A 16,069-nucleotide genomic window follows, 5' to 3' on the forward strand; every position below is an offset into this window, starting at 1 on the left:
ACATGAGGTTTTTCCACAATCAATATCACAAAAAAATCCCTACCAATCGTTTTACATCCATTGGATTATTAAGAGATAATTCCATCTTACAACTATTACATTGTAAAAGTATAATTAAAACTATTGACGGATACATATACAAAAACTATTAATGCGAATGTAGATATTTCGGATCTTTAGTGCTAATTTTTTCCAAAGTCGCTCTCTGTGATAATCGATGTGCGTCTGGCATTATAACAATTCTAAGAGTCAAATACTTTATGCAAAAAGAGAATCATCTTTTTCTCGTTGATGGATCTAGTTTCATATACAGAGCCTTTTACGCAACCCCTTTACTTTCTCGTAAACACGATGGGCTACCTGTTAATGCTATTGCTGGTTTCTGCAATATGCTATGGAAATTATTGCAGAATTCTCGCAAAGAAAGTATAGCATCACACTTTGCTGTCATCTTTGATTATCCTGCTGTAACTTTTCGTAATGAAATTTATCCTGATTATAAAGCTAATCGCCCTAAGATTCCCGAAATGTTGCTTCCACAATTGCCGCTTGTACGTCTTGCGACACAAGCATTTGGAATACCTGCCATTGAAATCCAAGGGTTTGAAGCAGATGATATTATTGCAACCTATACATATATTGCTGAAAAAGAAGGATTTGCCGTTACCATTATCTCTACAGATAAAGATTTAATGCAACTAGTCAGCCCTACTACTTGTCTATACGATACTGTTAAAGAAGAAAAAATAGACATTGAACATGTCATTAAAAAGTGGGGCATCCCTCCAGAAAAAATGGTATGCTTACAAGCATTAACGGGAGATTCAATTGATAATATCCCAGGTATCCCGGGTATAGGCTATAAAACCGCAGCATTACTTCTACAAGAATATGGAAACCTTGAAAATATTCTTATCAATGCCAGTAGAATAAAACAAAAAAAAAGGCGCGAAAACATTTTAGAATACGCTGAAACAGCTCGTCTTTCCCGCAAACTCGTAATGCTACGCACCGATGTACCTATCACTATTCCACTAGAGCATCTTATATTAGAAGATTGCAATGGTCCGCGTCTTATTTCCTTTCTTAAAGCACTTGAGTTTACAAAACTTATTAACCGTGTTGCTACGACTTACGACTGCGATGCAGCGAACATTGAACCTGTCGTTTTAGATATAAATACTACTGAAAATAAAGGTATTGCGATAGAAACAGAAATAGACAGAGATACAACTATAAAAACAAGCCAATTCAGTAGCCTTTCAGATCAAACCAGTAAAATAAATTCAGAACAGACCCCTCAAAAATTATTCTTAGAACGTTTGCAAAAACTAAGCCAATATCCCATAAACAATGATTCTTATACCAAGATCGTCAATACTAAAGATATACAACAATGGGTTCAAAAACTGGAAACAATTGGCAGCGCTTCTTTTAAAATCATCACAGATACAATGGATGCTTTCCATTCCAAGCCCATCGCTATTGCAATCAGCACTCTCGATCAAAAAGATGATACATCTTTCAAAGTAGAAACTATCTTCATTGATCTTTCAGTACATACCTCGCAGGATTCCACAGGAAAAAATACTTTAACCAAAGAAATTCTATCATACTTAAAAAAATTTTTCGAAAATGAACACTTTCTGAAAATAGGCCATAACATCAAATATGATAAATTAGTGCTCCATCGTTATGGAATAAGCATGCGTGGTTTCGAAGATATTATGCTCATGTCCTATGTTTTGGATTCTGGACGCTCTTCTCATGATATAGCAAGCATTGCTCAAAAATGGCTATCTTATACACGTAAAGAGATATTGAAATCAAGAAAATCCTCTATACCCATTGACAAAATATCTGATTCGCAAGTCCAAGAACACGCTATAGAGAATAGTAACGTTATCTTACAATTATGGTTACTTCTTAGACCAAAATTAATTGTCGAAAAATTGCTCCATGTATATGAGCGATTGGATAAACCAATGATTGATGTTGTATCACAAATGGAAATAACAGGCATTCAAATAGATCAGGACCTGCTTAAGCAGGTCTCAGCCGAAATATCGAAAAATCTCTTGTCTCTAGAAGAAAACATATATGATCTTTCCGGAGAAAAATTCAATCTCAGCTCTCCTAAGCAATTAGGAGATATTTTATTTACAAAACTAAAATTCCCAAGTGGAGCAAAAACAAAAACAGGACAATGGAAAACTACAGCTCAAGACCTTGAACAGATAAACTGTGGTGACAATCCGATCATAAAAAATATCTTGGAATGGCGTCAACTTTCAAAGATAAAATCCACATACGCTGATTCTCTTCCAAACCACATTAATAAAAGGACACAGCGTGTTCACACTTTTTATTCCTTAGCCTCCACAATGACTGGACGCCTTGCTTCCCTAGAACCTAATCTTCAAAATATCCCTATAAAAACTGATTTAGGACAAAAAATTCGCAGAGCATTTATTTCCCCTCCTACTAAAAAACTTATTTCTGCAGATTACAGCCAAATTGAATTGCGCATTCTAGCACATATAGCAAAAATAACTCCTTTATATCAAGTATTTGAAAATTCATTGGATATCCATAGGATGGTAGCAGCAGAAATTTTTGGTGTAAACATAGAAAAAGTGTCTCCACAGATGCGGCGCCATGCAAAAACTATCAATTTTAGTATCATTTATGGCATTTCACCTTTTAGACTTGCCACTCAGCTTAGGATTCCACGTTCTGAAGCTGCCGATTACATTAAACGCTATTTCCATCGTTTTCCAGGAATACATGAATATATCGAAAAGACAAAAAATTTTGTTCGGCAAAATGGATATGTAGAAACTATCTTTGGACGTCGTATACATTATGATGAAATAAATTCCCCTAAGTCCTCAATTCGCAACATCAACGAACGAGCAGCGATTAACGCTCCAATTCAAGGATCTGCCGCCGATATTACACGTAGAGCCATGATTTCAGTACATAAATCTCTCGAAGATCATAAACTTGCAACCAAAATGTTATTGCAAATTCACGACGAGCTTGTTTTTGAAGTTCCAGAAGAAGAAATCACGACAGCCTCTCAAATCATTGTTCACTCAATGGAAAAAGCATGTCTTCCTAAAATAAATCTGAGAGTCCCATTAAAAGTGAATATAAAAGTCTCGAATAACTGGCAAGAAGAAAATTAAGGCACTTCTCTCATATCTCTAATTCACTCAAAATAAAATAGAAATATCCTCTATTTTTCAGCAGGAGATTGACCTCGCATAATGTTTTTTGAAACAATACTAGCATCTGCACCTAACTGGTAAACAAACGCTTCTCCCGTCCCTATCGTCACTTTAGGAATATCATCTACTGTTATTTTTTCTAAAACCATGATCAAAGAACGCAAAGAATTTCCATGAGCGACTACAAGAATTGACTTGTTCTGAAGAATAAGAGGTAATATAAACTGCACATAATATGCTAAAACACGAGCGACTGTGTCTCTAAGGCTTTCTCCTCCTGGCGGGGCTACACTGTAAGAACGACGCCATAGATGTACTTGCTCAGCTCCCCATTTGTTACAAACATCATCTTTGTTCATACCAGCAATATGTCCATAATCGCGCTCATTAAGCGCATCATCATAAATAGGCGTAATATGTTGCTGATTAATTTCTTGCAAGATTATCTGACAAGTGTCCTGAGCACGTTTTAAAGAAGAACTAAACGCTGCATCAAAGACCATGCCCTGTTTAGCTAATAACTTACCAATCTCATTTGCCTCACTCATTCCGATAGAAGTCAACGGAGGATTACGAAGTCCAGTGAAGAGATTTTTTATATTCCACTCACTTTGACCATGACGCACCAAAACAAGCCTTCTATTCATTTATTTTTTCCTTATCCAATCCAATACCTAAAACATCGCGCATCGAATATAGTCCAGGAATTTGAGATTTTGCCCACAATGCCGCAGTCAAAGATCCCCGTGCGAAAATACGACGATCGTATGCACTATGGGATAAAGTTATAGACTCACCCTCACCTGCTATAACAACAGAATGCTCTCCAACGATAGATCCAGCACGTAATGAAGCAATACCAATAGATCCTTCTGTACGAGCACATTGTTGTATATGACGGTTTAAAACCATATGATCGGTGAGGTTTACCTTACGACCATTTGCTATTGCTTCCCCTAGTAACAACGCCGTTCCTGAAGGAGAATCTAATTTACGTCTATGATGCATTTCTAAGATCTCAAAATCCCAATCCTTTGCTGGAAGAAGATATTCTGCGGCAGTCTCAACTAAAAAACCCAAAAAATTTATGCCTAAACTCATATTGCTCGATTTGACAATCGGAGCATTCCTTGCAAAAGAAGAAATCACTTCGTTTTCTTTAACAGAAAAGCCCGTAGTCCCTATAATATGTACAATATTGTGTTGAGCAGAAATATTTAAAGACTGCAACGTCAATGCAGGAGAAGAAAAATCAATGATCCCATCTACAGATTGAATCGCCATAGCTAAGTTATCAGAAAATTTTATACCCATAGGGGATATGCCCACGAAATTGCCCACATCTTGCCCTATTAAAGGAGAACCAGATCGTACTATAATAGAATGCAATGTGATAGAAGGATTATTATGGATCTCTTTAATTAAGGCTTGACCCATACGCCCTCCACCCAAAACACTAATTCTCATTGGCGATTGATGCATATTTGCCCCCTAAACAAGATTACGATTCTATTGATTGCCTATCATCGATTAATCAATCTTTGAACCAACGACGTTTAATTCCTTCACTAATGAAAAGATTGAAGCAATCTGTCATCTTGATGTAAGAAACCATACCTGCAATTGCAATATAAGGATTGGTTATAACATATGTAGGTATTTGACGCATAAGTTCCTTATGTGGCGATTTGTTTTCGAAAGATTCTCGAAAACTGGAATTACGCAATAAATCTATGATTTTATAAGGGATACCACCGGAAATATACACCCCACCTCTCGCCATAAAAATCAAAGCAAGATCACCTGCAACCCTTCCAAGATACTCACAAAAAAGATTAATTGCCTTCAAAGCGATAGGATCTTCACTCTTAGAGACAATATCCTTTGAAGATAATACTTTATTACTTTCAAAACCATCGGCAATACAGAGTGCTTTATAAATATTGACAAGACCTTTACCAGAGAGCAAATTTTCAGCAGATAATCGTCCTTCAGCACGCTCTGTCAAATGGGGAAAAATTTCATAATCACGTTGTGTACTGGGACCTATATCCATGTGACCTCCTTCACAAGAAATTGGAATCCACGAATCTTTTGCCCTTATTACACTCGAAATCCCCAATCCTGTTCCAGGTCCAACGATTACTCGAGACGAAAAAAGAGAGCGATTATCTTCTACAAACTGACCAATAGAAACATAATTGGAACAAGACAAAGAACAAATAGCGAGTGCCTGTGCTTCAAAATCATTAATCAACAACACATCTTCAAACTGCATACGTGAGATTAATTCTTCTGGATCAATAACCCAATGGTAATTTGTCAGCGTAAAACTTTTTTGATCACCAATCGGAGTCGCAATAGCTAGAAAAGCAGAACGTAATCGTATGGAAATTTTACGGTAAATTACCTCCTGTATTGCATGCTCCAAATTCTCATAATCAGAGGTCTGTACTGTACAACAAAATTCAGGCTCAGATTCCATACTGCGCAATATCGCAAAACGAACATTCGTTCCTCCTATATCTGCCAAGAGAACAGGAAAAGCAATCGGAAAATCTTTTTTCGATATATTATTCATATCAAAAACACACTGAAAAAATATGACTAACTATCCATTTTCCCTCGAATTTTAATTTTTCCCAAAATAAAAGCACGGACAACTTTATACCCTTAATAGAATCCATACAATGTACCTACTTCTTAATTAAATGTAATGAGAGCCTCTTATGCATCAAACTATACTATCTTCTGAACATGCAGAAAACTTTATGAGAAAACATACATAAGGCGATATTGCTTAAAAAACTTAAAGGTGCAATGATAAAAACAAATAACTATCTCCATACAAATAAAAACCACATACAAACTATCATATAACCACAGTCGATACTAAAAGATTTAAATTATAATTTATATACAAATAAATCAAAAAAACACGCTATTCCTTTTACCTATTTGATAGCCCATAGAATGATAAAAATATTTCAAAATAAAATTGTGGTTTCCAGAAATAAAATGCTATCCATAGGTATCTTATTACGATATCCTGTCTCTATTTTCTTGTTTAAAAAAAAGCTATCCTCAATCTACTCATTCTCAGAGAAGAAAGCACTTACAAGACAAACAATGGCAATTTCACTGGTTCAAAATAATCTCAAATATAATTTGTTACCATTTCCTTGTGATGAAATAATTATCGAGTACCTGACTTATTCCTACTCTCTATTATTTGACTACATTTCCATAGGTAATTAATCGATTTATTTTTTCAATAGCAGAATCTGAATCGTCTTTATAAGGAATAACACCCACAATGCTTCCAGCAGTATCAAACAACAAAAGGGCTGTTGTGTGATCAACAAAATATTTTTCTTCTACACCTGATTTTTCTGCTAAAACATTATTGACATAGATGCGAAAATTCTTTGCCACACGCATAACATCAATAGGATCCCCTGATATCCCTATAATACGATCAGAGAATCGCTGGACAAACTTTTTCATAACCTCAGGGGTATCTCTTTTGGGATCAACCGTAATAAAATACGCGTTCAATAATGTCCCAGTTGGATCAACCTGTTTCAACAAACGATCTAATCTAGAAAGCGTAGTAGGACAAACTGCAGAACAGTTTGTGAATCCAAAAAAAACAATAGAAGGCTTGATATATAGAGAACTAAGCGAAAAATCTGTGCCGTCTTGCGCAACTAGATGAACATCGCTATTGAACCTCCTATTTCCGTCAACAAATTTTGAACTGAATGATACGTAAGCAATACTCCCTAATACTGCTAGGAGTATAGTACCTAAAATTATCCCTAACGCCTTCAATATTCCTTACCCCTCGATCATTTTATCACCAATTGTACATTAAAAGTATACTTTAATCCCACAAAATCAACGTGTTGATCAAAAGAATTACATGGATATCAAAAAATTTTGTCAAATTAAAATAAGTAACTTATAGGAAGACTGAGCACTACCCAAAAGAAAAATCGATCACCACATCAAGCCAAAACGAAAATATCATTAAAAAAAACCCGATCTCTCTAAATGACCCTAGAGTATCTTTCATCTATCACTAGAATTTAAAAATCGCAATAAAAAAATCCCCCGAATTATACCTAATTCATTGCAAGTACCATATCTTTTTTATGTTAAAATTTCCAATCCCGCGCTTTAAGAAAAATAAAATTTCTAAAAGCTTTTAACTTTCCCGTATTTTTCAATGCCTCAGGATAACAAAAATAAACTGTGAATGATGGCGTGATAACATCTTCCATTATTCTTACTAAATTAGGATTATCTTTGACAATATAATCAGGCAAAAGAGCTATCCCAGAGCCTAACACACAGTATTGCATGATAGAAAGGTAACTATTAACCTGCAAACAAGAAATTCTCGGCTCGCCAATAGGACGGTCGACGGTTGCCAACCAATTAAAATCTTCCATACACTTGGGAATTAAATCTCCAAAAGTAATCAAATTATGTTTGTCTAGCTCTTGGATAGACAACGGTTCTCTACAATTTTTAAGATAATGCGGAGCAGCATACGCATGCATATGAATTGTCACTAACTTACGTTGTATTAAAGAAGAAGATTGAATCGGTTTTCGAAGGCGAATAGCGCAATCAGCATAGTCCATACTAATATCTATGTCTTTGTTATCCAAAATCAATTGAATTTGAATATCAGGATACAACAATAAAAACTCTTTTAAATTACCCTGTAATAGATTTTGCCCCAAATCTATCGTCGTTGCAATTCGTAATTTCCCAGATGGTTTTACAGATGATTCTTGTAATTCAATTTGTGTAGTTTCTAACTTGTGATAAACCTCAGATGTAACACGATGGAGCTTACTTCCCTGTTCTGTTAGTGTAAGACCTCGTGCATGACGATAAAAAAGCTTAATACCGACTTCTGTTTCAAGCCCACTTATCTGCCGACTAATAGAAGATTGGGAAAGATGAAGTTGCTCTGCAGCATGAGTAAAAGAACCAGATCTAGCAACTACATAAAAGACCCGAATTTTATCCCAATCAAAAGACATTATCTACCGTTTTTTTGTAAAATACACACGCCATAATAAATTCATGTAATAGAAGATTGATGAATAGAAAGGTAATGCTCTACTTCCAATGCCGCCATACAGCCCATAGCAGCAGCAGTAATCGCTTGCCGATAACGTTCATCTGCAACATCACCTGCCGCAAAAATACCAGGGATACTAGTAGCCGTCGAATCTGGCATAGTCCATATGTAATTTGTATTAGTCATCTTTAATTGATGACGGAAAATCTTTGTATTGGGCTTATAACCAATAGCAATAAAAATCCCATCAACATTCCTTTCAAAAAAATTACCCTCTTTCTTATTATGCAAACGTACTCCCGACACAGACGGAAACAGTGGAGGCTCTGGAATTGAACCGATAACATCAACGACTTCGGTATCGAATAAAAAATCAATATTCGACTGCAGAAATAATTTCTCTTGAAGAATTTTTTCCGATCGCAATGACGAACGACGATGTACTATCGTCACGCGACGAGCGATTTTAGCAAGGTGAAGAGCTTCTTCAGCAGCTGTATTACCTCCTCCTACAACAATAACATCCTTGTTTTTATAAAAAAAACCATCACAAGTAGCACATGCCGATACACCAAAACCTTGAAATTTTTTCTCACTTTCCAATCGAAGCCATTTGACTTCAGAACCTGTAGCAATAACCACAGCATCAGCATGCCAAAGATCACCTGATTGAGTTTCTACAAGAAAAGGATGCCGATCTAAATCTACCGATACAACCAAATCCTGGATTATCTTTGTCCCAAAATTCTCTGCTTGCTGGCGCATTTGCTCCATCAACCAATCCCCTCGAATAGAAGTCGCAAATCCTGGATAATTTTCTATACTTTCAGTTATCATTAATTGCCCCCCTAAATCTGATCCAGCTATAATTACTGGTTTCAGCATGGCACGTGCAGCATAGATAGCAGCAGTATATCCAGCTGGACCTGAACCAATAATTAATATCTTAGAATCGTGAGAAGCCATAAAGTTAAACCCCTGCATCAAAAAATTATACCGAAAAAACGAAAACCACCCTTTGTACGAAATATTTTTCTTTATAACAACAAAGCAAAACATCTCATACTATTTTCCAAAGAACTGTATTCTATTGTCTATTACAGATACCTATTCAATTAAGACTTATAAAAATAATAACACTGCTTCATAGCAATTATTCGACATTCAGATCAAATAGACTATATCGCAACACAAATACTCATGACAATAATCATACACGTAGTATCTTTTAATTTCATACTACAACTATCCCCCCTCCTTGTAAAAGAAAACCCTGCGCTCATCATCTAAAACGCGACGAGGCAATAGGTCAATCTCTCTTAATTAACGATGTCAAAAATTATCAGCCAAATAATGCTTATCAACTTCGATTCGAATAGGAACGAGGGACAGGAATGTTACCTTTCAATTTGCTTAAATTTATTTGTAGAGAATCTACTCCTTGAAAATTTTCCTTATTATCCATAAGAAAACTGGACTGCTGCGACAATTGAGGTATTTCTTTTTCGACAATAATAGATTCTGATCTTGATCTATCTTCATTTTCTGCAACTGATACCTGCGAAACAGCCTGAATATCCCGAATAGAATTCTCTATTATACTAGGAGATTTATAATGACTTGTTTCTTGATTTTGTACCGGAAAATCAATGGGTTTTTCTTGTAAATTTAAAAGCGTTTTCTGTTTAGGAGATGATGGTTTTTCCCCCGAGAACCGATCATATACTTCATGAACTTGGTTGAAAGAAGTATCATTTTCTTCCTCAGACGAACTAGGTATAACCTTCATAGGATCTTTAATCGCATTAACGATAAGTGGCTTCTCATTAGCAAAACTTATCTCTCGATGCAATTGAAAAAACCAATAAATACCACATCCTACTACAATCAAGATATATCCTATCAACCAGAACTTTCTATTTTGTGCTACGTCCCTTTTGGAATTACTCTTGAGAGCTGGGGAAACAAGTGAAGAACCTTCATGAAATCCATCAACAGAAATCTCTGGAGCAGAGAACATATTCTCTCTATGCACATCATCTCCTAAACTACAATCTCTATTAATAGAAATCCCCCGCGCTATGCCTTCAGTATTACTATTAAAAAGGTATTTTTTACCCCCTTCTTCAAAAGATAAAGTAGCAATATCTTGCTCAAGAGAATGATTGACTTTTTCAAGTGATAATTTTTCTTCATCAACTAATAAAGAGGATATCACGAGTTCATCCATATCCTTCGGATATTCTTCAAATCTCACAATTTTTTTAAGATCAAAAACAGGACCCTGACTTTCAGACTTTTCGATATCAGAAGATTTTTTTTCCTGATCCCTAGAATCCGATTCTCTATTCGCACAACCACTAATAGACAAAAGTTCTTTCTCGATATCCCCAAAGTCCAAGCCAAGGTCATCATCGATTGCAGAATGAGACCCCAATCTCTTTTTTGGAGATTCCGTTAAAGATATACCACAATCATCTACTGGCGACTTTTCCAGAGATTGGATATCCAAAGTTAGCATATCCTCTTTTGACTTTAAAGAAATGCCTTGATCATCCGCGAGGAAAATATTTTCTTTTTTCCCTTCAAGCGCAGAAGACATACCTGTCCCATATTTTGCCATAGAATCAGAAAAACTACTATCCGTTTTATCCGTTAGTTCACCCTTTAAAATTTCTTCTGTTTTATCAAGTTGAATAGCACTAGTGCGATCTTTTTTCTCAAAACAACGATCTAAATCATCATCTAGACCACGCATAATTTCCGAATCACAATCTGGATAATCTATTACCGATTCTTTGAGAAAAGAAGTCGCTTGAACTAGCAAATCTGTACTAGGTTTTGATTGCAAGGATTTATCAACATTTTCTTTTTTCTCCACAACTGTTTCTACAGGAAAAGGCTTGTTTTCTAAATCGCAATCAAAAAAATTCTCATGTGCGCTACCAAATCTAGGAGAGAGATGTTTCGACGATGGCAGTTGATCTTCCGGAGAACGTTGAGATCGCTTTTTTCTAGCATAAGAAACAAATTTTTCTTGGCCCATACTACCTAGAGAAGCGAGTAACTCCTGCTCTAGCCCATCAAAAAAAACTTTATCCTTCAAAAAAATATTTGTTAATTGTCTCGAATAATCTTTTATGGAAGAATCCAAAGAAGGAATTGAAGAAGGAAACTGCCCTATTCGAAAAGAAGCATCTCTTTTATCAAGAAATTCTTTCTCGTTTTTCATACCCCATACCACTCAACTGTACATCTATTCTGCAGCGACGAATCACCTTGTATATTCAACTCATTTCATTAGGAGATTCAACCCCTATAATGTTAAGACCAGAATTAATAATAGATGCAACAGCATGCACCAACTGCAATCTCATCATAGTTAACTTTCTATTATTTGCTTGTACAAACCTTAACCTTGGATTCTCTCTTCCATGGCTCCAATGACCATGAAAAACACTAGCAAGATCATATAAATAAAAGGCAAGCTTGTAGGGTTCTTGGGCAATAGTAGCATTCTCAATAACACGAGGATATTCTGCAAGATGTACAATTAACTGCAATTCACTGGTATCAAATTCCGATTCCTGAGGAATTACGTTTCTTGGAAATAAATCAAAATCAAGATCTGGAAAAATATCTTTTGCCTGCCTGAAAATAGATCTACACCGCGCATAAGCATACTGTACGTAGAATACAGGATTTTCTTTTGATTGTTCTTTGACTTTACAGAAATCGAAATCCAATAACTCTGAATTTTTCCTCCACAACATCATAAAACGCACTGAATCAGAACCTACCTCATCAACAACGTGCCGTAGAGTTATAAAGTCTCCTGCACGCTTTGACATTTTAATGGGCATACCATCTCTATACAGTCTTACTAATTCACATAACAGTACATTGATCTGTGCTTTTTTCTCAGAAACAGCAGCAGCTACTGCCTCAAGACGTTTAACGTAACCACTATGATCAGATCCCATGACATATATCATATTATCAAAACCACGTTCATATTTGCATTTAAAATACGCAAGATCTGCGGCAAAATAAGTATAAGACCCATCTGATTTAAGCAAGGGACGATCAACATCATCTCCAACCATCGTCGAGCGAAATAATAATTGTTTCCGATCCATATCACATTTTTGGGTTGTTTTTGATTTGGGTGGAGGAAGAATTCCCTCGTATACATACCCTTGACGAGCTAGATTATCAATGATGTCCCGTATAGGAGAGGGATCACCACGATGAAAATCATCTTCTGAAATAAAGATATCATGTTGTATATTGAGAGCTTTTAAATCATCTCTGATGATTTTCATCATTGCTTGCACAGAATAATCCTTGACTATTGGCAGCCATTTTTCCTCGGGAAAATTCAAAAGCTCTGAACTATATTTATCTGCCAATTCTTTTCCCACATGTTTCAAATAAACACCTGGATAATACCCTTCTGGAAGGTCAGAATCATTATTATAAAGTGCTTGTTGATAGCGCCAAAATACAGAAAGAGCTAACGTATTAATCTGTGCACCTGCATCATTAATATAATATTCCCTGGTTACTTCATAACCAGAAAACGCCATCAGACTAGCAAGCGTATCCCCTACAACAGCACAACGACAATGCCCTACATGCATCGGACCTGTTGGATTAGCAGAAACAAATTCAATGTTAACTTTTGTTCCTTTCCCTATTAAATTACGACCATATTCTATTCCACTGACAACAATAGAAGAAAGAATTTTTCTTAAATAGGAAGGAGATAGGTATAAATTGATGAATCCTTTGCCTGCAATAAATACAGAATCTACATCAGGATCGATCTTTATACGCGCAACAATCAACTCAGCGATAGTAAGAGGATCAAGTCCAAGAGGACGACTCAAAATCATAGCGGCATTAGTCGACAAATGCCCATGCGCACAATCACGAGGACGTTCAATAACAATGCGATCTAAAATTTTCTTTTCTACTTTTATCTTACAATCAATTTCTTTAAGATAATTTTTCAGACGGGAACTAAAATCTGCAAAGAGATACATATCACCCTACTCCACTTGATAACAAAATATCCACTGTACCAATAATTCAGTGAAACTCAGAATAATCTACAGCAAAATCAGGTATATAACCAAATAAAATATGGTGTTCCCGTATCGCATAACTATCTGTCATCCCCGCAAGATAATCACCCACATGCCGTGCCTTTATGGAATCAGTCATATCTCTTTCATATTCCAATTGATTACAACCTCGCATTTTACGTGGATCTGACATATATGCAGAAAAAAGATTACGAATAACATTCGCTATCTGATTACAACAGGTCATAATACTAGGATGACGATATACATATTTCACAAGCATAGACTTAATTTCCTTGTCTACCAGAGTCATCTCATCAGAAAAATCTATAATTCTATAACCAGCAGAACGAATATCATGAATTGCATGAGGTTTTAAGTGAGCTATTCTCTTTTGCGATACCGTAATCACATCTTCAACCATAGCAGTAATCTGTCGCCTTACAAGCTCATGTACCAAACGTTTGTCATCTAGATGACCATAAAGATCATGTAATGATGCAATATGTTTTTCCAAAAACGATATTTCTTTCAACATATCAACAGTCAATAACCCTGCCCGAACACCATCATCAATATCGTGTGCATCATATGCAATATCATCAGCAATAGCTGCAACTTGCCCTTCAAGACTAGCAAAATTCGCAAGACTCAAGCCATGTATATGATAATAATCAGAGAATATCCTAGGAATAATCCTTGGTTTATCCAGATCTTGTGGTAAAATAGGGCCATTGTGACCTATTAATCCCTCTAAAGTTTCCCATGTGAGATTGATACCATCAAAATCTGCATAACTGCACTCTAATTCGGTAACGATACGAAAAGACTGAATGTTATGATCAAAACCACCATAAGAAGAAAGTAATTCCTGTAAAACATCTTCCCCAACATGACCAAAAGGTGGATGACCAAAATCATGTGCCAACGCGATTGCTTCAACCAAATCTTCATCAATCCTGAGCGCACGTGCCAAAGACCTTGCTATTTGCGATACTTCGATCGTATGCATCAAACGAGTGCGATAATGATCTCTTTGTCTATGAAAAAAAACCTGTGTTTTATCTTTTAATCGCCGAAATGCTGTCGTATGAATCATGCGATCTCGATCACGTTGAAATTCAGAACGCGTCAGGCTTCTCTTTTCTGGATACATTCTACCCAAACTTTGCGTAGGATCTGCCGCATACGCAACTTTTTTTTGATGACCAAATCCTAACTTACGTACTACTATCAATTTAACTTCCCCACCGTCCTCCTAATAATGCAGAATAGGTATTTCATGTATATATAAAACCTACTATCATAGAGAATAATATATTGGAGGGAAAAATGGTACCCATTATAAAGATTACCGATGCCGCTGCCACACAAATTAAAACTATTTTGGAATCCAACAGTGACAAAAAGGCGCTTCGCATTACTATAGAAGGTGGCGGATGTTCTGGATTTTCGTATAAATTTGATCTAGAATCAAAGCAATCTGAAGACGACATTGTATTTGAAAAAAATGGCGCTCAAATATTCATAGATAAAATATCACTTGCATATCTCACCAACTCAGAAATAGATTTTGTAGACAACTTATTAAGCAAATCTTTCCAAATACGTAACCCTAATGCTACAAGTAACTGCGGTTGTGGAACAAGTTTTTCCATATAAAAGAAGGAATTGTAATGAGCGTAGTAACAGTAGCTACTTGGAATGTCAATAGTATCCGAGCACGCATACATAATCTAGCTGCATGGATTAAAGAAAATAATCCTGATATTATTTGCCTTCAAGAGACTAAAACCGAGGATAAAAATTTTCCTTTTGAAACGTTGCAGTCTTTGAATTACCATATTGAGACTTGTGGACAAAAATCTTACAATGGAGTGGCTATTTTATCAAAATATCAACCCATAGAAATTGTAACCCACCTTCCCGGAGATGATCTTGATGTGCAGGCACGCTTTATAGAAGCAACTTTCACAATCAATACCCAAACACTGCGCATAGGTAATCTTTATCTACCTCATGGCAATCCTATTACATCTACCAAATATGATGATAAAATATCGTGGATCAAGCGCTTTTTACGATTTGCATCTCAACGCCTTGAACTAGAAGAGCCCCTTATCTTTGCGGGAGATTATAATATAATTCCCCAACCCCATGACTGCTATAATCCAATTATATGGGAAAATGACGCGTGCTTTACATTGGAAGTGCGACAATCCTTTCAAAAATTGCAAAACATGGGATTTACAGATGCAATACGCGCTACACATGATACACATCACCTTTATTCCTTCTGGGACTATTATGCAGATTCTTGGTCGAAAAACAAAGGAATCCGAATCGATCACATAATGCTCTCTCCAGAAGCAACCTCTTTGCTCCATTCAGCTAGAATAGACACAAAACCACGTGGATGGACAAAACCATCAGATCATACCCCCGTCATAGTATCGCTAGATATCCCTGAGCCACGCAAAAAACAGCAAGATAGTACTTCTCAAAATATGAAACCAATATAAATTTAGAGAAAATAACCTTGGATACACCTTCCAAAAACATAACGACATCCTTCGTTAGTCCGTTGGGTGCTTTACACAATAAAAAAGTTATGGAAAATAAGCAATCACTACCAGTATTTTTAT

The 16,069-nt window shown here is 36.0% G+C and carries 12 protein-coding genes; 3 read left to right on the forward strand and 9 right to left on the reverse strand.

Annotated features, from left to right (window positions below; all coding sequences use genetic code 11):
- Positions 1-260 precede the first annotated feature (260 nt).
- Entirely contained in the window at positions 261-3,191 is a 2,931-nt protein-coding gene (gene polA, locus CD16_RS00750) for a DNA polymerase I (RefSeq protein ID WP_012778496.1), read from the forward strand.
- A gap of 50 nt (positions 3,192-3,241) precedes the next feature.
- On the opposite strand, the gene CD16_RS00755 is transcribed toward polA, so the two are convergent.
- From CD16_RS00755 to CD16_RS00795, 9 genes are all read right to left on the reverse strand, one after another.
- Positions 3,242-3,880: a 2,3-bisphosphoglycerate-dependent phosphoglycerate mutase gene (locus CD16_RS00755; protein WP_012778497.1), complete on the reverse strand. Its 639-nt coding sequence runs from the start codon at positions 3,878-3,880 to the stop codon at positions 3,242-3,244.
- Entirely contained in the window at positions 3,873-4,715 is an 843-nt protein-coding gene (gene dapB / locus CD16_RS00760; protein WP_012778498.1) for a 4-hydroxy-tetrahydrodipicolinate reductase, read from the reverse strand. Before dapB ends, CD16_RS00755 begins: the two co-directional genes overlap by 8 nt.
- A gap of 52 nt (positions 4,716-4,767) precedes the next feature.
- On the reverse strand, positions 4,768-5,814 hold the full coding sequence (locus tag CD16_RS00765; protein ID WP_012778499.1) for a glucokinase: 1,047 nt from the start codon (positions 5,812-5,814) through the stop codon (positions 4,768-4,770).
- Positions 5,815-6,461: 647 nt separating this feature from the next.
- Complete coding sequence (locus tag CD16_RS00770; RefSeq protein WP_012778500.1) at positions 6,462-7,067, reverse strand: SCO family protein; 606 nt, start codon at positions 7,065-7,067, stop codon at positions 6,462-6,464.
- Between the two features lie 326 nt (positions 7,068-7,393).
- Positions 7,394-8,293, reverse strand: coding sequence for a LysR family transcriptional regulator (locus CD16_RS00775; protein WP_040055282.1), 900 nt, complete (start codon positions 8,291-8,293; stop codon positions 7,394-7,396).
- A gap of 41 nt (positions 8,294-8,334) precedes the next feature.
- Positions 8,335-9,300: a thioredoxin-disulfide reductase gene (trxB, locus tag CD16_RS00780; RefSeq protein ID WP_012778502.1), complete on the reverse strand. Its 966-nt coding sequence runs from the start codon at positions 9,298-9,300 to the stop codon at positions 8,335-8,337.
- Positions 9,301-9,694: 394 nt separating this feature from the next.
- Positions 9,695-11,566 carry a hypothetical protein gene (locus CD16_RS00785; RefSeq protein ID WP_012778503.1) on the reverse strand — a complete coding sequence of 624 codons (1,872 nt, stop codon included), beginning with the start codon at positions 11,564-11,566 and terminating at the stop codon, positions 9,695-9,697.
- Positions 11,567-11,621: 55 nt separating this feature from the next.
- A complete protein-coding gene (argS, locus tag CD16_RS00790; RefSeq protein ID WP_012778504.1) occupies positions 11,622-13,382 on the reverse strand; it encodes an arginine--tRNA ligase in 1,761 nt (586 codons plus the stop codon).
- A 46-nt stretch (positions 13,383-13,428) separates the two neighbouring features.
- Entirely contained in the window at positions 13,429-14,661 is a 1,233-nt protein-coding gene (locus CD16_RS00795) for a deoxyguanosinetriphosphate triphosphohydrolase (RefSeq protein ID WP_012778505.1), read from the reverse strand.
- A 95-nt stretch (positions 14,662-14,756) separates the two neighbouring features.
- On the opposite strand from CD16_RS00795, the gene erpA reads away from it, so the two are divergent.
- Positions 14,757-15,086 (forward strand): iron-sulfur cluster insertion protein ErpA, encoded by a 330-nt coding sequence (gene erpA / locus CD16_RS00800; RefSeq protein WP_012778506.1) that lies wholly within the window; start codon positions 14,757-14,759, stop codon positions 15,084-15,086.
- 14 nt (positions 15,087-15,100) lie between these two features.
- The gene (gene xth / locus CD16_RS00805; protein ID WP_012778507.1) at positions 15,101-15,946 is read left to right on the forward strand and encodes an exodeoxyribonuclease III; all 846 of its coding nucleotides are present in this window, start codon (positions 15,101-15,103) and stop codon (positions 15,944-15,946) included.
- Positions 15,947-16,069: the final 123 nt, after the last annotated feature.

Origin of the sequence: Candidatus Liberibacter asiaticus, assembly GCF_000590865.3 — a bacterium.
Taxonomy (GTDB): Bacteria; Pseudomonadota; Alphaproteobacteria; order Rhizobiales; family Rhizobiaceae; genus Liberibacter; species Liberibacter asiaticus.